This window comes from Pseudoflavonifractor intestinihominis, assembly GCF_040096055.1.
In the GTDB taxonomy this organism is placed as follows: Bacteria; Bacillota; Clostridia; order Oscillospirales; family Oscillospiraceae; genus Pseudoflavonifractor; species Pseudoflavonifractor intestinihominis.
This window is the reverse complement of sequence record NZ_JBBMFK010000002.1, coordinates 185,153-207,689: the sequence shown is the minus strand read 5'-3', so window position 1 is coordinate 207,689 and position 22,537 is coordinate 185,153. Positions and strand designations below refer to the sequence as shown.

Here is a 22,537-nt window from a genome sequence, read left to right as displayed (position 1 = left end):
CGGTCCACCACCCCCGGCCTGGACACCAACAAGAAGGGCTGCCTGATCGTGGCCGACGACGGCGTAACCACCACCCGTGAGGGCGTGTTCGCCGGCGGCGACGCGGTGACCGGCGCGGCCACGGTCATCCTGGCCATGGGCGCGGGCAAGAAGGGCGCCGAGCAGATCAACGCCTACCTGTCCAAGTGAAAAAGCGCATAGCCTGTACATAAAATGGGACAGGGCCGCAGATGCGGCCCTGTCCTGCTGTCTGTCAGGGGGTACTTACCTGCGGGATAGTAGCTATCCAAACGGTGCGTACTTGCAATAAGGGACAGAGATGTTATAAAGTAGAGGCAGAAATGCTGTAAGGAGGACGAGCACATGAAGATTCTGATGGTAAACGGAAGCGCCAACCAGCGCGGCTGCACCTATACGGCCCTCAGCGAGATCGGCGCGGCGGCCCAGGAGCTGGGCGCGGAGTGGGAGATCTTCCAGCTGGGCGGACAGCCCATGCGGGACTGCATCGGCTGCAACCAGTGCAGCGGGAAGGGCAAATGCGTCTTTGCCGACGGCGGGGTGAATGAATTCCTGGAGAAGGCGGCGGAGGCGGACGGCTTTGTGTTCGGCACGCCGGTCTACTACGCCCACCCCAGCGGCCGCCTGCTCAGCTTCCTGGACCGGGCGTTCTACGCCAGCTCGGGCAATTCGCCCTTTGCGGGCAAGCCGGGCGCGGCGGTGGCGTCCGCACGGCGGGCGGGGACCACCGCCTCCCTGGACGTGGTGAACAAATATTTCGGCATTACCTCCATGCCCGTGGTGTCGGGCACCTACTGGAACATGGTCCACGGCCGCTCGCCGGAGGAGGTGCGCCAGGACCTGGAGGGCCTCCAGACCATGCGCAACATCGGCCGGAACATGGTGTGGATGATCGAACAGCTGAAGAAGGCGCCCATGCCGGAGCAGGAGCGGGGGACATTCACCAACTTTATCCGTCCCGCCGGACAGTAAAAACCACATACACAGCAGGACCGCGCCGGGCACAACGCCCGGCGCGGTCCTGTTTCCAGAGATGTTTACCAGTTGAACCAGCCGCCGCTGTCCCTGGCGTCCAGCACCTCCAGGGCACCCAGGATCATCTCGGCCGCATCGGCCCGGGTGAGCTGCTCGCTGAGCCCCAGGGCGCCTGCGCTGTCGGCGGTGAGCACGCCGCAGGTCTCCAGGTTGGCGGCGGACTGGACCGCCCAGGCGGGCACCAGCTCGTCCACCAGCGCCCCGGTCTCGGCCACGTCGGACACCTGGAGGGCCCGGTCCAGCAGGACGGCGGCCTCTGCCCGGGTGATGGTGTCCTCCGCGTTGAAGACGATGCGGCCCGCCTCATCGGCGGCGCCCTGGACCACCCCCGCCTTCAGGGCGGAGGCGGCGTAGCCCTTGGCCCAGGTGGGGATGGCGGCGTCATCGGCAAAGCCGGTGGTGGTCACGTCCTCCAGGGCGTCCAGCCCGGCGGCCTTCATGGTCATGGTGAGGAACTCGCTGCGGGACACGGGGGTGTCGGGGTTGAAGAAGTACTCTCCGCCCATGCACTCGCCCACAAAGATGCCCTCCTCGGCCAGGCGGATGGCCGCTTTATAGGCGGGGATGCCGTCCATGTCCGCGTAGGTCACCTTGGTGGAGGCCTTCTCAATCTTCACCTTCACCGTGGCCGGGGCGGAGGTGTTGCCCACCGCGTCCACCGCCACGTAGGTGAAGGAGTCCTTGCCGGTCTTGTTCTCATAGGGGGTGTAGACGAACTCGTTGGAGCCGTCCTCCGGCATGGTGACGGCGCCCCGGGCGGGCTTCTCCACCAGCTGGAAGGTGAGCAGGTCGCCCTCCGGGTCGGTGGCGGCAAAGCTGGCGGTGATGGCCACGTTCTTATAGGTGCACAGCTCCAGGTTCTCCGCAATGGGGGCGCTGTTGGCCTCGCTGAGCAGGTGGAGGTTCACCTCCACCGGGCTCCCGGAGACGCCGGAGGAGAACACGGGGGTAAAGGAGAAGGCGGCGGAGGTGACGGCGGAGCCGGTCAGGGGCTGGAAGGACAGGCCGGACACCGCGTTCATGGTCACCACATCCCCGGCGTTCAGGGGCTGTCCGCCCAGGGTCAGGACGCCGGCGGCCTGGTCGGGCAGGGTGGAGATGACGATGGCGTCCAGGGCGCCGCCGCTCTGGACCACAAAATCGTCGGCGGAGAAGGAGATGGCGTTGCCCACGGGGCCATTCTTGGAGAAGGCGGCCACCGACGGGGTCTCCGCCTCCTCGCCGAGGCCGAACAGGGCAGAGGCGGGCAGGGCGAAGGTGAGGAGCAGGGCTGTCATGGAGAGCAGGGGAAGGGAGCGGCGCAGAAATGCACGATGCTTCACGGAAAAGACCTCCTTGGTAAATGGATGGGGACTGGATTCAGCCTTATTCTTTACCAATGGAGAGAGATTATGCTAAGACAAATGGAAAAAATGAGCGGCCTGCCGGTACATCCCGGCAGGCCGCCCGTGTAGGCCTGAGGGCTGTGGTTCAGCCCTTCTTGTTTTTCTTGTAGAGGATGTTGAGCCCCTTGAGGAGCAGGTTTTTCTCCAGCTTGATGTCCCGCCTGCACAGGGGGACGATGAACTGGGCGATGCCGCCGGTGGCCACTACAGTGGTGGGCTTGCCCAGCTCCTCCTCGATGCGGTCCAGCATGCCGTCCAGCATGGCGGCGGCGCCGTACATGATGCCGCTGCGCATGCACTCCACCGTGTTCTTGCCGATGATCCGGCGGGGCTTGTCCAGCTGGATGCCGGGCAGCTGGGCGGCGTGGTTGGACAGGGCCTCGGCGGACACCCGGACGCCGGGGATGATGCAGCCGCCTAGGTAGGTGTTGCCGCAGTCCACCACCTCAATGGTGGTGGCGGTGCCCATGTCCACCAGGGTGAGGGGCGGGGCGTACTGCTGGAGGGCGGCCACGGCGATGACGATGCGGTCGCTGCCCACCGAGCTGGGGTCGTCCATGCGGATGTTCAGCCCGGTCTTGATACCGGGACCCACCACCATAGGTGTAAGGCCGGTCAGCTTGACAAGCCCTGTGCGCACGGAGTTGAACACCGGCGGAACCACCGAAGAGATGATGCAGTCCTCCACCTGGGACAGGGGGACGCTGAAGAAGTCCAGCAGGTTCTTGATCTCCACGCCGTACTGGTCGGAGGTCTTGATGTGGTCGGTGGCGATGCGGGCCTCGAAGCGGATCTGGTCGTGCTCAATGCCGCCGATGACGATATTGCTGTTTCCGATATCAATGGCCAAGAGCATGGGGCTTCACCTCCAAAAAAACAGTTGTGGCGCTCAGGCCGCCTGGAGCCGGGGCTTGGCGAACCGGAGCAGATTTTTTCCGATGACCGCCACCAGAACAGTGGCCACAATGGCCTCGGGGATGCCGTTGACCACCACGGTGGTGAGGATCAGGCCGGAGACGGCCTCCAGGGCCACCGCCTTGGCCTGGGCGTACTGCTGGGTAAAGAGCAGGAAGATGCTGCCCATGACGGTCACCGTGTTGACCATGGAGCCGGCAAAGCCCACGATGGACAGGGCGGTCCAGCTGTTCATGTTGGTGCGGGACAGGGCCCTCCACAGCCAGCCGGACGCCACGCCGATGAGGACCCGGCAGCCCACCGCCACCCACAGGGCCTTCACCGCGCCGGGCAGGCCGGTGGTGCTCATGAAGGGGGAGAAGGCGAAGGAGGTGAGGGCCGGGGTAAAGGTGTTGATGATGACGGAGCAGATGCCGAACACGCCGCCCAGGATGCCCCCCGCCAGGGGCCCGAAGAGGATGGCGCCCAGGATCACGGGGATGTGGACGGTGGTGGCCTTGGTGATGACCAGTGGGATCATGCCCAGGGGGGTGTTGGCCAGCAGCACGACAATGGCTGCCATCATGGCCACGCCGGCCATCCATTTGGCGTCTTTCCTGCGGTTTTTCATATTCAATTACCTCCTGCTGTCGCTCCTCTCATGAGGATGCAACGCAATTTCGAAGCGCAGCTTTGCCGCGCATTCCGACCCACTATTATACCGGAGCCGGGGAGGCTTTGCAAGACGGAAGGGGCAAACGCGCCCCGCTCAAAGGGAGAAAAGGGCGCTTTACAAGGGGCGGTTTCTATGTCATAATGCCGGTGGAGGCTGTGCACGCCTCCGCATTTCACGGAAAATGAGGGTTATATCATGCTGCAGGGAAAGACGGTTCTTCTGGGCGTAACGGGCGGCATCGCCGCGTACAAGGCGGCGGCGCTGGCCTCCGCGCTGGTGAAGCAGCACTGCTGCGTGGAGGTCATCATGACGGCCCACGCCACCGAGTTCATCACCCCCCTGACCTTTGAGCAGCTGACGGGGAACCGGACCATGGTGGACACCTTTGACCGGAACTTTGTCCACCAGGTGGAGCACGTGTCCCTGGCCCACCGCACCGACCTGGTGCTGGTGGCGCCCGCCACGGCCAACGTGTGCGCCAAGCTGGCCCACGGTCTGGCCGACGACATGCTGACCACCACAGTGCTGGCCTGCAAGTGCCCCAAGCTCATTGCCCCTGCCATGAACACCAATATGTTTGAAAACCCGGTGACCCAGGACAATCTGGACATCCTGCGCCGGTACGGCTGGGAGGTGATCCAGCCCGCCTCGGGCCGCCTGGCCTGCGGGGACGTGGGGGCGGGCAAGCTGCCCGAGCCGGAGCAGCTGCTCCAGCACATCCTGCGCCGCCTGGCCCTGCCCCACGACCTGGAGGGCAAGCGGGTGCTGGTGACGGCGGGTCCCACTCAGGAGGCCCTGGACCCGGTGCGCTATTTGACAAACCATTCCACTGGCAAGATGGGCTACGCCCTGGCCAGAATGGCCATGCTGCGGGGCGCGGAGGTGACGCTGATCTCCGGCCCCACCGCCATTGACCCGCCGCCCTTTGTGGAGGTGGTGCCGGTGGTGTCGGCGGCCGACATGTTCGACGCGGTGGCAGAGCGCAGCGCAAATGCCGACTGGATCTTCAAGGCCGCCGCCGTGGCGGACTACACCCCGGCGGCGTACAGCGGCGACAAGGTGAAGAAGCAGGAGGGGGACATGAGCATCCCCCTGACCCGCACCAGGGACATCCTGCAATACCTGGGGGACCACCGGCGGCCGGGCCAGTTCATCTGCGGCTTCTCCATGGAGACAAAGGACCTGCTGGAAAACAGCCGGGCAAAGCTGGAGAAGAAGCACGTGGACATGATCTGCGCCAACAACCTGAAGGTGGCGGGAGCGGGCTTTGGGGTGGACACCAACGTGATCACCCTCATCACCGCCGGCGGCGCGGAGGAGCTGCCCCTGATGAGCAAGGAGGCGGCGGCCAACCGGATTCTGGACGCGGCCAAGGCCCATGAAAAGACTGAACAGGTATAAAACTTTACAGGTACTGAGAACAGAGAACGGGGGCCATCCGGAAGAAGGATGACCCCCGTTCTTGGGCGTTGAAGGAAATTCAGGATTGCAGATTACTCCGGTCGGACAGCCAGCTGGGCAGGGAGCGCATTTTGATGCTGGAGACCAGGCCCATGGCGGCGTACATGGTGACGACGGAGGAGCCGCCGTAGCTGATGAAGGGGAGGGTCAGGCCCACCACAGGGAAGATATACAGGCACATGCCCACGTTGACCGCCACCTGGGCCAGCAGCATGCCGGCGAAGCCCATGGCGATGAGGGCGGACTGGAGGCTGCGGGCCCGCTTGGCCACCCAGACGCACCGCAGGATGATGAGGAAGAGGATCAGCAGCAGCAGGACGCAGCCCACCAGGCCGAACTCCTCGCCGCACACGGCGAAGATCTCGTCGGTCTCCCGGGCGGGAAGGGAGGTCTTGTATAGGCTCTGGGTCTGGGGGCCCTGGAGGTACCCCATGCCGGTGAGGCCGCCGCTGCCGATGGCCATAATGCTGCGGGTCTGCTGCCAGCCGATGTCCTGGGTCTGCTCGTAGAGGGTCTCCTGGTTGCCGGTCAGGTGGTCGATGACCACGGTGAAGCGCTGGAAGCGGTAGTCGTCGCTGACGTGGGGCCAGATGAGCACCACCGCCGCCACGCACACCACGATGGCCAGCAGGAACCACCGCTTTTTCACGCCGCCCGCCCAGGCCACCACCACAAAGATGAACAGGTAGGTGAGCACCATACCGAAGTCGCCGGAGGAGACGGCGATGAGCCCCGCCATCACCAGGGTGTGCCCGGCGATCTGCAGGATGGACGTGGGCCGGGAGAGGCCCCGCTCCCGGAGCTTGACGCACTGCCAGGCCAGCAGGAGCACAAAGGAGAGCTTGACGATCTCCGCGGGCTGAAGGTTCACCGGAAAGCCGGGGATGTGGATCCAGCTCTGGTTGCCGTTTACGTTCACGCCCAGGGGTGTGCGGGTGAGGAGCACGAACACAAAGTTGAAGGCCAGCAGGAATTTCCATGACCGCTCTGTGATGAGCTCCACGTCCACGGAGGAGATGAAGATGTAGACCAGGATGCCCAGCGCCACGGCGACGGACTGGACGATAATATTCCGATAACCGCCGATGTAGCGGGTGGCGCTGTAGACCAGCACCAGGCCGTAGGCGGAGGCGGCGATGCACAAAGTGAGCAGCAGAAGATCTCCCTTTCGGAAGAACTCCCGCAGGGAGTCGGTAATCCAGGACAAGAGGGGGCCTCCTTTCGGGGGAATGGGGATAGAGCCGACCTATTTTGCATGGAAAGCCGGGGCGTTCCATGGGTACAGTTCTGCTCAGCACACATTATTCTACCATCTTTTTTAAAAAGCGTAAACAAGTTTTGCGCAGTGTTCACACATATGTTATAATGACCCACAGAAGCAAGACTGCCGGAGGGCCCAGCGGGCCGTTTTGGCAGGAATCCGAGGTGTGATATGGAATACGTTTCAAACTCTCCGGCGGAGACCGAGGCGCTGGGGGCGGCTCTGGCGGACAAGCTGGCGCCGGGGGCAGTGGTGGCCTTCAGCGGGGACCTGGGGGCGGGCAAGACCGCCTTTGTCCGGGGCATGGCCCGGGGCCTGGGCATCACCGAGCGGGTGACCAGCCCTACCTTTACCATTGTAAATGAATATGAGGGGGGCCGTCTGCCCCTCTTCCACTTTGACATGTACCGCCTGGGCAGCTCCGACGAGCTGTTCGATATCGGCTGGGAAGACTACCTGGTCCGGGGCGGCGTGTGCGCCGTGGAGTGGAGCGAGAATGTCTCCGACGCCCTGGAGGGGGACTGCATCCGGGTGGACATCCGCCGGGGCACCCACGACAATCAGAGGCTGATTACCATAGAAGGAGGGGACGCGGCATGAAGATCCTGGCGCTGGAGACCTCGGCGGTGGCCTGTTCTGTGGCCCTGTGCGAGGACGAGAAGCTGCTGGCCCAGTTTTTCCAGAACAACGGCCTGACCCACAGCGTCACCCTGATGCCCATGTGCCAGGCCATGCTGGACGGGTGCGGCGTGAAGCTGGAGGACGTGGATGTGATCGCAGTGGCGGCAGGGCCCGGGTCCTTCACCGGCCTGCGCATCGGCGTGGCGGCGGCCAAGGGCCTGGCCTGGCCGGGGGACAAGCCCTGCGCCGGGGTGTCCACCCTGGAGGCCATGGCCTGGACGGTGGCCCATATGGAGGGCGCGGAGATCTGCGCCGTCATGGACGCCCGCCGGAACCAGGTGTACAACGCCCGCTTCGCCGCTGTGGACGGCGCGCCGGTGCGTCTGACCCCGGACCGGGCCATCAGCCTGGCCCAGCTGGGGGAGGAGCTAAAAAACAGCGGAAAGCCGCAAATAATAGTTGGAGACGGAGCCGGGTTATGCTATAATAATTTGAACGGGTGTGGGCCGGAGTTCCGCATGGCGCCGCCCCATCTGCGCCTTCAGACGGCGTGGGGCGTGGCCCGGGCCGCCCTGGAGCAGGCGCGGGCGGGCACGCTGACCACAGCCCAGAACCTTGCGCCCGACTATCACCGCCTCTCCCAGGCGGAGCGGGAGCGGCTGGAACGGGAACGCACGCAAAAGCGGGCGGAGACCGCCGCGACCACGAAATAAACATACAAAGGGGACGTTGACGATGGAAAAGATGGATAAGGTACATGTGCTGGACCACCCTCTTCTGCAGCACAAGCTGAGCATTCTGCGGGACGCGCGCACCGGCGTGAAGGATTTCCGCGAGGTGGTGTCTGAGATCGCCACGCTGATGTGCTACGAGGCCACCCGCGACCTGCCTCTGGAGGAAGTGGAGATCAAGACCCCCGTGGCCACCGGCAAGTTCAAGGCCCTGTCCGGCAAGAAGCTGGCCATCGTGCCCGTGCTGCGGGCCGGCCTGGGCATGGTGGACGGCATCCTCACCCTGATCCCCTCCGCCAAGGTGGGCCACATCGGCCTGTACCGTGACCCCCAGACCCTGGAGCCTGTGGAGTACTACTGCAAGATGCCCAACGACATCTCCGAGCGGGACGTCATCATCCTGGACCCCATGCTGGCTACCGGCGGCTCCGCCTCCGCCGCCATCCAGTTCCTCAAGAACTACGGCGTCAAGCACATCAAGCTGATGAACATCATCGCCGCCCCCGAGGGCATCGAGCGGGTGCATAAGGACCATCCCGACGTGGATATCTACTGTGCCGCCGTGGATGAGAAGCTCAACGACCACGGCTACATCGTGCCCGGCCTGGGCGATGCCGGCGACCGCATCTTCGGCACGAAGTAAGTTTTCCCTCGGCGTCGCCCGGCGCCGCGCCTTTTGGCGCGTTCAAGCGTTTTGCGGTAGGCAAAACCTTGCCGCAGGGGCAATTCATTTGCCCCGAGGATGTAAGATTTAGGGTCCACGGCCGGCGTCAGCCGGCTGGGGCCGATGCCGGCGACCGCATCTTCGGCACCAAGTAAGACACCCATACAGCTTCATAATACAGACAGCGGCCTTCCGGCGATCAACCGGAAGGCCGCTGTCTTTTCAGAAAATTTTCCCGGTTCATCGCTGACGGGGAGAAAACGGTTGAGTATTGAAAGAGGAAGTGCTATAATATTTTCCAAGTGCGTAAACATAAGAAAGACTGTTCCGAGAGGAGTTTCCTATAATGAAAATCGTGGTTTTGGCCGGCGGGCTCTCGCCGGAGCGGAATGTATCCCTGTCCACAGGCACCATGGTGGCCGAGGCGCTCACCAGTCTGGGCCATGAAGTGGCCCTGGTGGACATGTTTTTCGGCGTGAAGGAGAAGGGGGCGGCGCTGTCCGGCCTCTTCGGCGCGCCCATCTCCGAGGAGCACAAGCGGGTGAGCCGCCAGGCTCCCGACCTGGCGGCGGTGAAGGCCGGCCGCACCGAGGGCGGAGACAGCATGTTCGGCCCCGGTGTGCTGGAGCTGTGCGGCATGGCCGACCTGGTGTTCCTGGCTCTCCACGGCTCCTGCGGCGAGGACGGCCGGGTCCAGGCCGCCTTTGACCTGATGGGCATCCCCTACACCGGTTCCGGCTACCTGGGCAGCGCCATCGCCATGGATAAGGACCTGACCAAGCGGATGGTGGCCGACGTGGTCAGCACCCCCGGCTGGAAGACCGTGTCCTACACCGCCGCTGACATCGACGAGCTGGTGGAGAGCGCCCGGCTGCCCCTGGTGGTGAAGCCGGTGGCCAGCGGCTCCTCCATCGGCGTGTCCATCGCCCACACGGCGGAGGGGCTCCGCGCCGCCCTGACCGACGGCCTGTCCCTGGGGGGGCGGACCGTGCTGGAGCAGTACGTAAAGGGCCGGGAGCTCCAGGTGGCCATCCTGGAGGGTAAGGCCCTGCCCGCCATTGAGATCATCCCCAAGCAGGGGTTCTACGACTACGAGAACAAGTACCAGCCCGGCGCGGCCGAGGAGGTCTGCCCGGCGGACATCAGCCCCGAGGCGGAGCAGAAGCTGCGTGACGCGGCCGTGCGGGTCTATGAGACCCTGGGCCTGTCGGTGTACTCCCGGGCGGACTTCATCCTGGACGCCGACGGGGAGCCCTGGTTCCTGGAGATCAACACCCTGCCCGGCATGACCCCCACCAGCCTGGTGCCCCAGGAGGCGGCGGCGGTGGGCATCGACTACAACACGCTGTGCCAGCGCATTGTGGACGCGTCCCTTGCGGCGCGGAAGCAGGGCCGGTAAGACAGGAAAACAACTGGACACAAGGAGAAACATATGGAACCGATCACCATACGGGATATTCTCACGGCGGTAAAGGGCCGGATTCTGGGCGATTTTGACAACCTGGACCTGGAGATCAGCCGGGTGGAGACAGACAGCCGCACCATCCACCCGGGCTCCCTCTTTGTCCCCCTCATCGGCGAGCAGTTTGACGGCCACGCCTACATCACCTCCGCTCTGGAGGGGGGCGCGGCGGCCTGCTTCACCCAGCGGGACCGGGAGAGCTATCTGCCCGGCAAGTGCTACATCCGGGTGGACCACACCCAGCGGGCCCTGCGGGACCTGGCGGTCTGGTACAAGAAGAAGTTCGACATTCCGGTGGTGGCGGTGACGGGCAGCGTGGGCAAGACCACCACAAAGGACATGGTGGCCGCCGTCCTGGGGGAGCACTACAAGGTGCTCAAGACCGAGGGCAACCTGAACACGGACATCGGCACCTGCCGCACCCTGTTCCGGCTGGACAAGAGCTACCAGATCGCCGTGCTGGAGATGGGCATGAACCACCCCGGCGAGATCGAGGTCATGTCCGCCATTGCCCAGCCCGACGTGTGCCTCATCACCAACATCGGCGACTCCCACATCGAGCACCTGGGTTCCCGGGAGAACATCCTCAAGGCCAAGTGTGAGATCTTCAGCCACGCCAAGCCGGGCTGTCTGGCGGTGCTCAACGGAGACGACCCGCTGCTGCGTACCCTGGAGGGCAAGCTGCCCGGGCCCATCCTCTGGTGCGGCGGCGCGACCGGGCTGGACTATACCGCCGACAACCTGGTGAGCGACGGCACATCCAATGTACGCTGTGAAGTAAAAACCCCTCACACCAGCTGCCAGGTGGAGATTCCCGCCCTTGGCAGCCACATGATCTACCCCACGCTGATGGCGGCGGCGGTGGGGGAGCACTTCGGCGTCACGGCGGAGGAGTTCCGCCGGGGCGTGCTCCACTTCGCCCCCACCAAGATGCGCATGAACATCATCCAGCGGGGGGAGGATATCACCATCCTCAACGACACCTACAACGCCAACCCCCAGTCCATGCGGGCGGCGGTGGAGGTGCTCTCCAAGACCCACGGGTCACCGAAGATCGCCGTGCTGGGGGATATGTTCGAGCTGGGCACCCTGGCCCCCGCCCTCCACGCCGGCGTGGGCACCTATCTGGGCAAGGCGGGCATCGACTGCCTGGTGGCCGTGGGCGAGCTGGCCAGGAACATCTACGACGCCGCGGCTGAGGCCAAGGTGCCGGAGGTCCACTACTGCGCCACAAAGCAGGAGGCCCTGCCCGTCCTGGCGCAGGTGGTGAAACCACACGCGACCATTCTGGTCAAGGCCTCCCGGGGCATGGCGTTTGAAGATCTGACGGAATACCTGAAGAGCATCACCCAGGAGCCCTGAGTCAGCCGAAGAGCTTGGCCAGGTTCTCCTTGAAGGGCGGGTAGACGACCCCCTTTTCGGTGATGATGCCGGTGAGCAGCTGGTGGGGGGTCACGTCAAAGGCCGGGTTCCAGGTTTGTACCTGCTCGGGCGCGGTCTGGACCCCCGCCAGGTGGGTCACCTCTACGCCGGGGCGCTCCTCAATGGGAATGCCGCTGCCGTCCTCAATGGACAGGTCGATGGTGGAGGAGGGCAGGGCAGTGTAGAAGGGGATGCCGTGGTAGCGGGCGTTGACCGCCACCGAGTAGGTGCCGATCTTGTTGGCAAAGTCCCCGTTGGCGGCCATCCGGTCGCAGCCCAGGATCACCAGGTCCACCTTGCCCTGGGCCATGAGGAAGCCGGCCATGTTGTCGGTGATGAGGGTGCAGGGGATGTTGTCCTTCACCAGCTCATAGGCGGTGAGCCGGGCGCCCTGGAGCAGGGGACGGGTCTCGTCGGCGTAAACCATATCCACTTTACCCTGACTGAAAGCAGAGCGAACCACGCCCAGCACCGTGCCGTATCCGCCGGTGGCCAGGCTGCCGGCGTTGCAGTGGGTGAGGATGCGGGCGTGGTGGGGCACCACTGCCGCGCCGAAGTCGCCCAGGGCGTGGTTCATGGCCACGTCCTCCTCGTGGATGGCCTTGGCCTCCCGGATGAGGGCGTCAATGGCCTCCGGCGTGCCGCCGTTGGCCTTCAGGCAGTCGGCCATGCGGCGCAGAGCCCAGAACAGGTTGACGGCGGTAGGCCGGCTGGCGGCAAGCACCCGCTCCGCCTCCTCCATGGCGGCGGCAAAGTCGGGCGCGTCCCGGAACTCCATGGCGGCCAGACAGTAGGCGTAGGCCGCTGTCACGCCGATAGCGGGTGCGCCCCGCACCACCATGTCGGTGATGGCCTTGGCCACGGCCCGGAAATCCGTATAGGCGATCCAGTCCTCCCGGACGGGAAGCCTTGTCTGATCGAGGAGGTAAAGAGTATTTCCTTCCCAGCGAATTGCATCCATAGCGAAGCCTCCTAAGCGCTTCGGCCGTCCCTGGGGCGGCCGGTGATAGAATCATTGTAGCACAAAGAACTGACAGGAGACAAGAAATGATAGATATATCTGTCTCAAACCTGACCAAGGAGTTTGAGGTAGGCAAAAAGATACTGGACGGCCTCACCTTCCAGGTGGACCAGGGAGAGCGGGTCGGCCTGCTGGGCAAGAACGGCGCGGGCAAGACCACAGTGTTCAAGATCATCACCGGCGAGATGGACTACGACGACGGGCAGGTGATGACCGCCCCCGGCAAGACGGTGGGCCTCATCTCCCAGATCCCGGTCTATCCGCCGGAGTACACCGTGGAGGACGTGCTGAACACGGCCTTCTCCAAGCTCCACAGGATGGAGCAGGAGATGGCCGACCTCACCGCCAAAATGGGGGAGAGCAGCGACCCGGCCCTGCTGCGGCGGTACGGGGAGCTGTCGGCCGCCTTTGAGGCCAAGGGCGGGTACGACACCGCCACTGAGCTCAACAAGGTGTGCAACGGCCTGGAAATTCCCCAGGCCATGCGGGAGCAGCTCTTCTCCGCCCTGTCCGGCGGGGAGAAGACCCGGGTGAACCTGGGCCGCCTGATCCTGGAGGACACCGACATCCTCCTGCTGGACGAGCCCACCAACCACCTGGACCTGCGGGCCACCGAGTGGCTGGAGGAGTACCTGGACAAGTTCAAGGGCACGGTGCTGGCCATCTCCCACGACCGGTGGTTCCTGGACAAGGTGGTCCACCGGGTCATTGAGATCGTGGACGGCAAGGCCGAGTTCTACGAGGGCAATTACAGCTTCTACGTGGTGGAGAAAGAGCGCCGCTACCAGGAGAAGCTGAGGCAGTACGAGAAGGAGCAGGCCAAGATCGAGCAGCTGGAGAAAGCCGCGGACAAGCTCCACCTGTGGGCCTTCATGGGCAACGACAAGCTGCACAAGCGGGCCTTCTCCATGGAGAAGCGGATCGAGCGCATGCGCACCACCGACAAGCCCAAGAAGGACCGGAAACTGGACATCCGCTTCGGCGAACGGGACTTCCGGGGCGACGAGGTGATGGTCATCAAGGGACTGGCCAAGCGGTTTGACGGCCGGACCCTGTTTTCCGATGTGAACCTTCTGGTGGAGGGGGGCGAGCGCATCGCCCTGCTGGGGGACAACGGCACCGGCAAATCCACCCTGATCAAGATCATCATGGGGGAGGAGCAGCCCAGCGAGGGCAAGATCCGCATGGGCCCCACGGTAAAGATCGGCTACCTGCCCCAGATCATCCACTTCTCCCATCCTGAGCGCAGCCTGGTGGACACCATGATCTACGACCTGGACTGCTCCACCCAGACCGCCCGCAACCGGCTGGCCGCCTTCAACTTCCAGGGAGAGGACGTGTTCAAGCCGGTGTCCGCCCTGTCGGGCGGCGAGCAGAGCCGCCTGCGGCTGTGTATGCTGATGGACGAGAAGATCAACCTGCTGATTCTGGACGAGCCCACCAACCACCTGGACGTGGCCAGCCGGGAGTGGATCGAGGAGGCGGTGGAGGACTACGAGGGCAACCTGCTCTTCGTGTCCCACGACCGGTATTTTATCAACCGCTTCGCCACCCGCATCTGGATGCTGGAGGACGGACATATCACCGACTTTGAGGGCACCTATCAGGAGTTCCAGGCCGCCCGGCAGCGGAAGCAGGCCCAGGCCAAGGCCGCGCCAGTGGTCCAGGAGGAGAAGCCCAAGAAGGAGAAGCCCAAGCGCCCCGGCGGCACCAAGGAGCTGGAGAAGCAGGTGGCGGCGGCGGAGCGGGCGGTGGCCAAGGCGGAGGAGAAGCAGTACGAGCTGTCCCTTAAGGCCGAGGAGGTGGCCTCCAACTACCTGGAGCTCCAGAAGGTGTACGAGGAGCAGAAGGCCCTGGAGGACGAAATTGCCGCCCTATATACCAAGTGGGAGACCCTGGCCGCCCAGCTGGAGGAGGCCCAGGGATGAGACGGCAGAGCGCATACCATCCCTACGGCGGGAAGAAGCTCCATCCCCTCCTGCGGGTCCTGATCGGGCTGATCGGGCTGGGCCTGATCTGCTTCGCCATTCTGGCGGGCATTGTGTACGCCGGGGAGCGGACCCATATCCAGGGCACGCCCAGGGTGATGATCATTCTGGGCTGCAAGGTGGAGGAGAGCGGCCCCTCTCTGCTGCTGAAGGACCGGCTGGACACGGCGCTGGACTACCTGAACGAGTTGGACAGCCCTATCCCGGTGATTGTCAGCGGCGGGCAGGGCCAGGACGAGCCGGAGAGCGAGGCCGCCTGCATGGCGGACTACCTGACCGGGGCCGGCTATGACGAGGCATACATCTATCTGGAGGACAACTCCCACAATACCGCCGAGAACCTGGGGTACTCCCTGGCGTACCTGGAGTATCTGGGCGTGGACCCGGCGGAGGACGGGGTGCTGATCGTGTCCAACGGATTTCATCTCTCCCGGGCGCGGATGCTGGCCGAGCGGTTCGGATACGGCAATGTGTCCACCCTGGCCGCGCCCTCCAGCCATGTGCCGTCCCGGATCAGCATGTTCTTCCGGGAGCCCCTGGCCCTGGTCAAGTCCTTCCTTCTGGACCGTGAGGTCCCCCAGGGGCAGGCCGTTCAGGGAAGCGCAGCCCATACCCTCGGCTGAGGACAGCCGAACAAGACACGGAGGTTAACATGCTGGACAAGCTCAGGAGCCTGGAGCTCCACTATGAGGACCTGGTGGCCCGTCTCAACGCCCCGGAGACCTACGCCGACCCGGCGCTGGTGGCAAAGCTGAATAAGGAGCAGAGCGAGCTGGAGCCTCTGGTGACCACCTACCGGCGCTATATGCAGCGCCAGCGGGACATGGAGGAGGCCAGGGGCCTCATGTCCGACCCGGACATGAAGGAACTGGCCCAGGAGGAGTTTGCCCAGGCCAAGGCGGAGTCGGAGGAGTTGGAGCAGAAGATGAAGATCCTCCTGCTGCCCACCGACCCCAATGACAACAAGAACGTCATCGTGGAGATCCGGGCCGGCGTGGGCGGGGAGGAGGCGGCGCTGTTCGCCGCGTCCCTGTACCGGATGTACTCCATGTACGCCGAGACCCGCCGCTGGAAGGTGGAGGTGGCCAGCCTGAACGAGACCGAGCTGGGAGGGATAAAGGAAATTTCCTTCACAGTAGAGGGGGCCGGGGCCTACAGCCGCCTGAAGTTTGAGAGCGGCGTCCACCGGGTGCAGCGGGTGCCCGAGACCGAGTCGGGTGGGCGAATTCACACCTCCACCGTCACGGTGGCGGTGCTGCCCGAGGCCGAGGAGGTGGACGTGGACATCAACCCGGCTGATATTGAAATGCAGGTGTTCCGCTCGTCGGGCGCCGGCGGGCAGCACATCAACAAGACCTCCTCCGCCGTCCGGCTGATCCACAAGCCCACCGGCATGGTGGTGGAGTGCCAGCAGGAGCGCAGCCAGTTCCAGAACCGGGACAAGGCCATGCAGATCCTCCGCTCCCGGCTCTACGAGGCGGAACAGCAGCGTGTGAGCAGCGAGTGGAGCGAGGAGCGGCGCAGCCAGGTGGGGACTGGCATGCGCAACGAGCGCATCCGGACCTACAACTTCCCCCAGGGCCGCCTGACCGACCACCGGATCGGCCTCACCCTCTACAAGCTGGAGGACGTGATGAACGGCGACCTGGATGAGATTATTGACAGTTTGATCACCGCCGACCAGGCGGAGCGGCTGAAACAGAGCGGAGAGGCGGACTAAGGGCCATCCCGCGAAAGGAGATTTTTACAATGGAAATGCTGATTCACTATTCCGGACTGCCCAAGGGAATGGAGCAGGAGGAGTTCAAGCTGGCCGTGGCCAACCTTCTGGAGGAGGACGGCTGGCTCACCGGCTCGGGAGACGACGAGCAGGGCCACTATCTGGAGCTGGAGCTGGAGGACGAGAAGGTGAACCCCAAGCACTGCATCGTGGCGGTGCGGGGCTATCTGTGCGGCGCCGGGTTCCCCCGGGACACCGCCCTGGAGCTGGCCGGCGTGGCCTCCAATATCTACGGCTGAACCATCCAACCGACGGAATGAAAGAAAGGAGCCCCTGGTATGAAAAAGGTGACTGCGATTCTGAACATTCTCTCCGGCATGGCGCTGATTGCCGCCGGCATTGTGGGTCTGGTCCAGGCCTGCACCGAACGGAGCACGGACGGCTGGAACTGAAATCTGATTTTCGAGGCGAACGAGCGTGATAACACAACGACTGACGGCCCAGGATACCCAGGCGGCCGCGGCGATCCTGAAGCGGGGGGGCCTGCTGGGCATTCCCACCGAGACGGTCTACGGCCTGGGGGCCAGCGGACTGGACCCGGAGGCGGTGGCCCACATCTTTGCGGCCAAGGGCCGTCCCCAGGACAACCCACTGATCCTCCACGTCCCCTCGGCGGACTGGCTGGAGCGGTACTGTGAGGACATCCCCGCCGCGGCCTACGCCCTGGCGGAGAAGTTCTGGCCGGGCCCCCTGACCATGATCCTCCGGCGCAAGCCCATTGTGCCCGACGCGGTGACCGCCGGGCTGGACACGGTGGGCATGCGCTGCCCCAACCACCCGGTGACCCGGGCCATCATCGCGGCGGCCGGGGTGCCGGTGGCGGCCCCCTCGGGGAACACCTCCGGCCGGCCCAGCCCCACCAGCGCGGCGGACATGCTGGAGGACATGGACGGGAAGATCGACGGCATTGTGGACGGCGGCCCCTGCACCGTGGGGGTGGAGTCCACCATCATCGACCTGACCCTGACGCCTCCCCGGCTGCTGCGGCCCGGCGGCGTGACTCTGGAGCAGCTCCAGGACGCCCTGGGGGAGGTGGCCGTGGACCAGGCGGTCACCCGGCTCATGGGCAAGGACGAGCATCCCCGGGCCCCCGGCATGAAGTACCGCCACTACGCCCCCAAGGCGCCGGTGACGGTGGTGAAGGGGCCGGCGGACAGAACCGCGGCCTATATCCGGGACCATCTGGGGCCCAAGAGCGGGGTCATCTGCTTTGACGAGTTTGCCGGGGACTTCCCCGGCCACCTGGTGGAGACCATGGGCCCCGCCGGCGACAAGGAGGAGCAGGCCCGGCGGGTCTTTGACGCCCTGCGGTACTTTGACAGCACCGACGCGGCGGAGATCTGGTCCCAGTGTCCGGACGACGGGGGCATCGGCCTGGCCGTGTCCAACCGGCTGAACAAGGCGGCCGGGTTCCATATCGTGGATCTGAACGAGACGACATAACAGACCTGGGCGGTGAGGACCATGAAAATCGTCGGCATTACCGGCCCCACGGGGGCGGGGAAGACCACCGCGCTCCGGGCGGTGACCGACCTGGGCGGCTGCGTCATCGACTGCGACCAGGTGTACCACCAGCTGCTGGAAGAGAGCGCCGCCATGAGAAACGAGTTGACGAAACGCTTCGGAAGGGGTATCCTAGACAGTGAACAGCGGCTGGACCGGAAGAAGCTGGGGGCTCTGGTCTTTCAGGACAAGGCCCTGCTGGCCGACCTGAACGCCATCACCCACCGGTATGTGCGCCAGCGGGTGGAGGAGCTGCTCCGCACCGCCCGGGCGGAAGGGCGGCCTCTGGCCGCCGTGGACGCCATCGCCCTCATCGAGAGCGGTCTGGGCGATCTGTGCGACGCGGTTGTGGGTGTTCTGGCCCCGCCGGAGGTGCGGGTGAGGCGCATCATGGCCCGGGACGGCATTTCCGAGGCGTACGCCCGCATGCGGGTGAAGGCCCAGCAGAGCGACGCCTTTTTCCGGGCCAACTGCACCGCAGTGCTGGAGAACACCGGGGAAGAGGCGGAGTTTGCCCGGCAGGCAAAGGCCCTGTTTGAAAAAATACTGAATCTCGGAGCGGAGTCCCGCCCTGAGCAAGGAGGAAATAAGATGGAAGAGAAACAGAAGACCGCGGGTGAGCTGCGGCGTGAGGCCCTGCTCTACCAGCCCAAGAACGGCTACGACCGCCTGACGGCGGAGGACGAGGCCGCCATGAAGTCTTACTGTGAGGACTATAAGAAGTACCTGGACGCGGGCAAGACCGAGCGGGAGTGCGTGGACGAGACCGTCCGCCAGGCTGAGGAGCGGGGCTTCAAGCCCTTTGTCCGCGGCATGGCCGTCAAGCCCGGCGACAAGCTCTACCGGGTCAACCGGGGCAAGGCCATCATGCTGGCCGTGGTGGGCACCGCCTCCCTCAGCGAGGGCGTCAACATCGGCGCGGCCCACATCGACTCCCCCCGGCTGGACATCAAGCAGAACCCCCTCTATGAGGACACCGAGATGTGCTTCCTCAAGACCCACTACTACGGCGGCATCCGCAAGTACCAGTGGGTGACCATCCCCCTGGAGCTCCACGGCGTCATCGCCATGAAGGACGGCAGCGTCATCAAGGTGGCCGTGGGCAACGGCGCGGGGGACCCCCTGTTCACCGTGGACGACCTGCTGCCCCACCTGGCGGCGGACCAGAGCAAGAAGACCCTGGCCGAGGCCATTCCCGGCGAGAGCCTGAACGTGCTGGTGGGCAGCCGTCCCTTCAAGGACGACGAGGGCTCCGAGCGGGTGAAGCTGGCCATCCTGGACCTGCTCAACCAGAAGTACGGCATCGTGGAGGAGGACTTCATCTCCGCTGAGCTGACCGCCGTGCCCGCCTTCCGTGCCAGCGATATCGGCTTTGACCGCTCCCTCATCGGCTCCTACGGCCACGACGACCGTGTCTGCGGCTACGCGGCTCTGGCCGCCCTCTTCTCCCTGGACGGCGCGCCCGCCCGCACCGCCGTGTGCATGCTGGCCGACAAGGAGGAGATCGGCTCCGAGGGCGTGTCCGGCATGAAGTCCGCCGCCTTTGACACCTTTATGAGCGACCTGTGCGACGCCCAGGGCGTGGCCCTGAAGGCCTGCTACGAGCGGTCCTTCTGCCTGTCCGCCGACGTGTGCGCCGCCTACGACCCCAACTTTGCCGAGGTCTTTGAGAAGCGCAACAGCGCCTATATCAACCGGGGCATGGGCCTGTGCAAGTACACCGGCGCCCGGGGCAAGTCGGGCGCGTCCGACGCCTCCGCCGAGCTGGTGGCCTATACCCGCCGCATTCTGGACGAGGCCGGCGTGGTGTGGCAGATGGCCGAGCTGGGCAAGGTGGACCAGGGCGGCGGCGGCACCGTGGCCGTGTACATGGCCGAGCGGGACATCGACACCCTGGATGCCGGCGTGCCCGTGCTCTCCATGCACGCCCCCTATGAGACCGTGAGCAAGCTGGACTGCTACATGACCTACAAGGGCATGAAGGCTGTCTTTGAGGCGCGGTAACTGAACAGGAAAAAATGGGCTCCGTACTTGTGCGGAGCCCATTTTTGCATGCACCCGGCAGGGAGCGGCCGAAAGATTCAGAAAATGGATTTCTCGAAATGTGAGGAATTATGGCGAAAAATGACAGCTAATGTTTGTTTTAGACGGAAAAGGGCGGTTTAAGTCACAGCGGAAGAAAAAAAGAGAGCGAAAATCAGCTGTTTAAATTGCAAGAAGCCGATAGTTTTGCTATAATCTTGTTAATCGTTTTAGCGGAAGTGCAGGTGAGGGCATGGGTTGGCACCGAAGCAAGAACAGCCTAAGATATGCGATTGCGTTAGCCGTGTTCCTGTGCTACCTGGCAACGGCATTTATGGTGTTCTTCGCCCGAGTGGACAGTGCGGTCAATCAAAATACAGTGGAGCTGCTCCAGTCCAATGTGCAGCAGCAGAGCTATCATTTTGAAGCGGTCATTGAGCTCCAGTTCAATACGCTGGAGGTGGCATCCAGCTATATCGGCATGCAGCCCCAGAAGCTGACCGTGGAGCAGATGGAGGACATCCTTCAGTCCCTGTCCTCCACGGACACCTTTGGGCGGACCATGCTGATCCTGCCGGACGGGACGGGATACAGCAGCGATGGGATCGTCACTCAGGTGGGGGACCGGGCGTATTTTCAGACCGCCATGAGCGGCCAGCGGGCCATGAGCAACCCGCTTTCCAGCTCGGTGGACGGGGACAACAAAGTGGTGCTGGCAGTGCCCGTGGAGCGGGACGGCCAGGTCACAGCCGTGCTGGGCGGCTCCTACGACGTGGGCGCCCTGAGCAGCCTGCTGTTCGCGGATATCTACGAGGGGAAGGGCTACTCCTTTATCGTGACGGCGGACGGCTCTATTGTGAGCACAGGCACTGCCGAGGCCGACTGGTCGGAGCGGTATTTCTTCGATGCATATGGCAAGGTGAACTTCTCCAAGGGCTCCCTGGACCAGATGCGTACGGACTTTCAGAACAGGAGCAGCGGCAGCATCATCGTGGACAACCAGGGCGTGGGCAGCTATCTGGCCTACGAGCCTCTGGACTGCAACGACTGGGTGCTCTGCTATGTGGTCAGCGAGGAGGACGCCAAGGCCGGCTATGAATTCATCGCCCACTATGAGCTGCTGCTGGGCGCGGCGTTCCTGCTGGGCGTGGGCGCGCTGCTGGTGTCCATCCAGCACATCAACGCCAGAGACCGGCGCAGGCTGATGCGGAAGGCGGAGGAGGATTCGCTGACCGGCCTGCTCAACAAGGAGAGCACCGCCCGGAGCATTACAGATTGGCTTAACGAGGAGCGGTGCAAGGGCTACCAGGTGCTGCTGATGGTGGACCTGGACCACTTCAAGGAGATCAACGACACCTACGGACATGCCACCGGAGATCTGGTGCTGAAGAAGACGGCGCAGGTCCTGCGGGGCGTGTTCCGTGAGACGGATATCGTGGGCCGTGTGGGCGGAGACGAGTTTATGGTGTTTCTGAAGAACGTGGGCAATCCGGAAGTGGTGCAGCGGCTGATGTCCACGGTGAACAGCCGGATCCGGGGCATCAGTGTGGACGAGATCCCCCAGGAGACCCTGTCGTGCTGCATCGGCGCGGCATTTTATCCCCGCCACGGCAAGGACTTCACGCTGCTGTATGAAAACGCGGACCGGGCCCTGTACGAGGCCAAGCGGGCCGGGGGAAACGGGCACGCGGTCTTCCAGGCGGAGGGCTGAAGGCGCTGCGCCCCGGAAAACAGAAGATGAGAAAAGGACTTGGCAGGGTATCCCGCCAAGTCCTTTTTTACGGATGAAACTCCCTGTGTCCGCAAATACTAGGGGCAGTACACAGGGAGGTGCTGTATATGACAGAAGAGACCAGGGAGACCGGAGCAGCGGAGCGCGGGGAGGAGGACAGCGGGCTCAGCGACCGCCAGCAGCAGATCGTGGATATGGGCTCGGCCACCATCAAGACGGAGCGCGGCACCGTCCACACCCTCACCATTGTGGGGCAGATCGAGGGCCATCAGCTGCTGCCCTCCAACGCCAAGACCACCAAATATGAGCATGTGATGCCTCTGCTGGCGGCCATTGAGGAGAGCAGCGAGGTGGACGGCGTGCTCATCCTGCTGAATACAGTGGGGGGCGATATTGAGGCGGGGCTGGGCATCGCCGAGCTGATTGCCAGCATGCGCAAGCCCACCGTGTCTCTGGTGCTGGGAGGCGGACACTCCATCGGCGTGCCGCTGGCGGTGTCCGCCAAGGTGTCCTTTATCGCGCCTTCCGCCGCCATGACCATCCACCCGGTGCGTCTCAACGGCCTGGTCATCGGCGTGCCCCAGACCTTCTACTACTTTGAGCGCATCCAGGACCGGATCATCCAGTTTGTCACCCAGAACAGCCATGTGGACCGGGAGACCTTTACCAGGATGATGCTCCAGACCGGGGAGCTGGCGGCGGATGTGGGCAGCGTGATCTACGGGGAGGAGGCGGTGAAGATCGGCCTCATCGACCGGATCGGCGGCCTCTCCGACGCGCTGGACTGCCTCCACGGCATGATGGAGGAGGAGCGGCAGCGGCGGATGGCGGCGCTCAAGCGCTAAGAAGCAGCGCCCCCGG

At 64.2% G+C, this 22,537-nt stretch carries 20 protein-coding genes and 2 pseudogenes; 17 read left to right on the top strand and 5 right to left on the bottom strand.

Annotated features, from left to right (window positions below):
- A pseudogene (locus WMO64_RS02330) lies at nucleotides 1-189 on the top strand (dihydropyrimidine dehydrogenase); the annotation flags it as partial.
- A gap of 174 nt (nucleotides 190-363) precedes the next feature.
- Nucleotides 364-990 carry a flavodoxin family protein gene (locus WMO64_RS02325; RefSeq protein ID WP_349230868.1) on the top strand — a complete coding sequence of 209 codons (627 nt, stop codon included), beginning with the start codon at nucleotides 364-366 and terminating at the stop codon, nucleotides 988-990.
- A 65-nt stretch (nucleotides 991-1,055) separates the two neighbouring features.
- On the opposite strand, the gene WMO64_RS02320 is transcribed toward WMO64_RS02325, so the two are convergent.
- From WMO64_RS02320 to WMO64_RS02310, 3 genes are all read right to left on the bottom strand, one after another.
- Nucleotides 1,056-2,375, bottom strand: coding sequence for an Ig-like domain-containing protein (locus tag WMO64_RS02320; RefSeq protein ID WP_349230867.1), 1,320 nt, complete (start codon nucleotides 2,373-2,375; stop codon nucleotides 1,056-1,058).
- Nucleotides 2,376-2,523: 148 nt separating this feature from the next.
- Nucleotides 2,524-3,294, bottom strand: a complete 771-nt coding sequence (locus WMO64_RS02315; RefSeq protein WP_294519622.1) for a type III pantothenate kinase — start codon at nucleotides 3,292-3,294, stop codon at nucleotides 2,524-2,526.
- Between the two features lie 33 nt (nucleotides 3,295-3,327).
- Complete coding sequence (locus WMO64_RS02310; protein WP_349230866.1) at nucleotides 3,328-3,963, bottom strand: ECF transporter S component; 636 nt, start codon at nucleotides 3,961-3,963, stop codon at nucleotides 3,328-3,330.
- A 240-nt stretch (nucleotides 3,964-4,203) separates the two neighbouring features.
- On the opposite strand from WMO64_RS02310, the gene coaBC reads away from it, so the two are divergent.
- A complete protein-coding gene (gene coaBC, locus WMO64_RS02305) occupies nucleotides 4,204-5,409 on the top strand; it encodes a bifunctional phosphopantothenoylcysteine decarboxylase/phosphopantothenate--cysteine ligase CoaBC (RefSeq protein ID WP_349230865.1) in 1,206 nt (401 codons plus the stop codon).
- A 79-nt stretch (nucleotides 5,410-5,488) separates the two neighbouring features.
- Here coaBC and WMO64_RS02300 read toward each other — a convergent pair whose 3' ends face one another.
- Nucleotides 5,489-6,676, bottom strand: coding sequence for an FtsW/RodA/SpoVE family cell cycle protein (locus WMO64_RS02300; protein ID WP_349230864.1), 1,188 nt, complete (start codon nucleotides 6,674-6,676; stop codon nucleotides 5,489-5,491).
- 225 nt (nucleotides 6,677-6,901) lie between these two features.
- On the opposite strand from WMO64_RS02300, the gene tsaE reads away from it, so the two are divergent.
- The 5 genes from tsaE to WMO64_RS02275 all read left to right on the top strand — a co-directional run bounded on the left by tsaE (nucleotide 6,902) and on the right by WMO64_RS02275 (nucleotide 11,570).
- Nucleotides 6,902-7,330 (top strand): tRNA (adenosine(37)-N6)-threonylcarbamoyltransferase complex ATPase subunit type 1 TsaE, encoded by a 429-nt coding sequence (gene tsaE, locus WMO64_RS02295; RefSeq protein WP_294519634.1) that lies wholly within the window; start codon nucleotides 6,902-6,904, stop codon nucleotides 7,328-7,330.
- Nucleotides 7,327-8,064 carry a tRNA (adenosine(37)-N6)-threonylcarbamoyltransferase complex dimerization subunit type 1 TsaB gene (tsaB, locus tag WMO64_RS02290; RefSeq protein WP_349230863.1) on the top strand — a complete coding sequence of 246 codons (738 nt, stop codon included), beginning with the start codon at nucleotides 7,327-7,329 and terminating at the stop codon, nucleotides 8,062-8,064. Before tsaE ends, tsaB begins: the two co-directional genes overlap by 4 nt.
- 31 nt (nucleotides 8,065-8,095) lie before the next feature.
- Complete coding sequence (gene upp, locus WMO64_RS02285) at nucleotides 8,096-8,725, top strand: uracil phosphoribosyltransferase (RefSeq protein ID WP_294519718.1); 630 nt, start codon at nucleotides 8,096-8,098, stop codon at nucleotides 8,723-8,725.
- A 367-nt stretch (nucleotides 8,726-9,092) separates the two neighbouring features.
- Nucleotides 9,093-10,145, top strand: coding sequence for a D-alanine--D-alanine ligase family protein (locus tag WMO64_RS02280; RefSeq protein ID WP_349230862.1), 1,053 nt, complete (start codon nucleotides 9,093-9,095; stop codon nucleotides 10,143-10,145).
- 33 nt (nucleotides 10,146-10,178) lie between these two features.
- Nucleotides 10,179-11,570, top strand: a complete 1,392-nt coding sequence (locus WMO64_RS02275) for a UDP-N-acetylmuramoyl-tripeptide--D-alanyl-D-alanine ligase (protein WP_349230861.1) — start codon at nucleotides 10,179-10,181, stop codon at nucleotides 11,568-11,570.
- A gap of 1 nt (nucleotide 11,571) precedes the next feature.
- Here the strand turns inward: WMO64_RS02275 and mtnA are convergent, their stop codons facing one another.
- Complete coding sequence (gene mtnA / locus WMO64_RS02270) at nucleotides 11,572-12,591, bottom strand: S-methyl-5-thioribose-1-phosphate isomerase (protein WP_349230860.1); 1,020 nt, start codon at nucleotides 12,589-12,591, stop codon at nucleotides 11,572-11,574.
- Between the two features lie 86 nt (nucleotides 12,592-12,677).
- Here mtnA and WMO64_RS02265 point away from each other — a divergent pair, with 86 nt between their 5' ends.
- From WMO64_RS02265 to WMO64_RS02225, 9 genes and pseudogenes are all read left to right on the top strand, one after another.
- Nucleotides 12,678-14,579, top strand: coding sequence for an ABC-F family ATP-binding cassette domain-containing protein (locus WMO64_RS02265; RefSeq protein WP_349230859.1), 1,902 nt, complete (start codon nucleotides 12,678-12,680; stop codon nucleotides 14,577-14,579).
- A complete protein-coding gene (locus WMO64_RS02260) occupies nucleotides 14,576-15,262 on the top strand; it encodes a YdcF family protein (protein WP_349230858.1) in 687 nt (228 codons plus the stop codon). Before WMO64_RS02265 ends, WMO64_RS02260 begins: the two co-directional genes overlap by 4 nt.
- A 29-nt stretch (nucleotides 15,263-15,291) precedes the next feature.
- Complete coding sequence (prfA, locus tag WMO64_RS02255; protein WP_294519653.1) at nucleotides 15,292-16,359, top strand: peptide chain release factor 1; 1,068 nt, start codon at nucleotides 15,292-15,294, stop codon at nucleotides 16,357-16,359.
- 29 nt (nucleotides 16,360-16,388) lie between these two features.
- Nucleotides 16,389-16,658, top strand: coding sequence for a hypothetical protein (locus WMO64_RS02250; protein WP_294519656.1), 270 nt, complete (start codon nucleotides 16,389-16,391; stop codon nucleotides 16,656-16,658).
- A 178-nt stretch (nucleotides 16,659-16,836) separates the two neighbouring features.
- On the top strand, nucleotides 16,837-17,862 hold the full coding sequence (locus tag WMO64_RS02245) for an L-threonylcarbamoyladenylate synthase (RefSeq protein ID WP_349230857.1): 1,026 nt from the start codon (nucleotides 16,837-16,839) through the stop codon (nucleotides 17,860-17,862).
- Between the two features lie 21 nt (nucleotides 17,863-17,883).
- Nucleotides 17,884-18,426 (top strand): annotated as a pseudogene (coaE, locus tag WMO64_RS02240) (dephospho-CoA kinase); the annotation flags it as partial.
- A gap of 87 nt (nucleotides 18,427-18,513) precedes the next feature.
- Nucleotides 18,514-19,926 (top strand): aminopeptidase, encoded by a 1,413-nt coding sequence (locus WMO64_RS02235; RefSeq protein ID WP_294519664.1) that lies wholly within the window; start codon nucleotides 18,514-18,516, stop codon nucleotides 19,924-19,926.
- A 271-nt stretch (nucleotides 19,927-20,197) separates the two neighbouring features.
- Nucleotides 20,198-21,655, top strand: coding sequence for a sensor domain-containing diguanylate cyclase (locus WMO64_RS02230; protein ID WP_349230856.1), 1,458 nt, complete (start codon nucleotides 20,198-20,200; stop codon nucleotides 21,653-21,655).
- A 128-nt stretch (nucleotides 21,656-21,783) separates the two neighbouring features.
- The gene (locus WMO64_RS02225; RefSeq protein WP_294519670.1) at nucleotides 21,784-22,521 is read left to right on the top strand and encodes a ClpP family protease; all 738 of its coding nucleotides are present in this window, start codon (nucleotides 21,784-21,786) and stop codon (nucleotides 22,519-22,521) included.
- The last annotated feature ends 16 nt before the right edge of the window (nucleotides 22,522-22,537 follow it).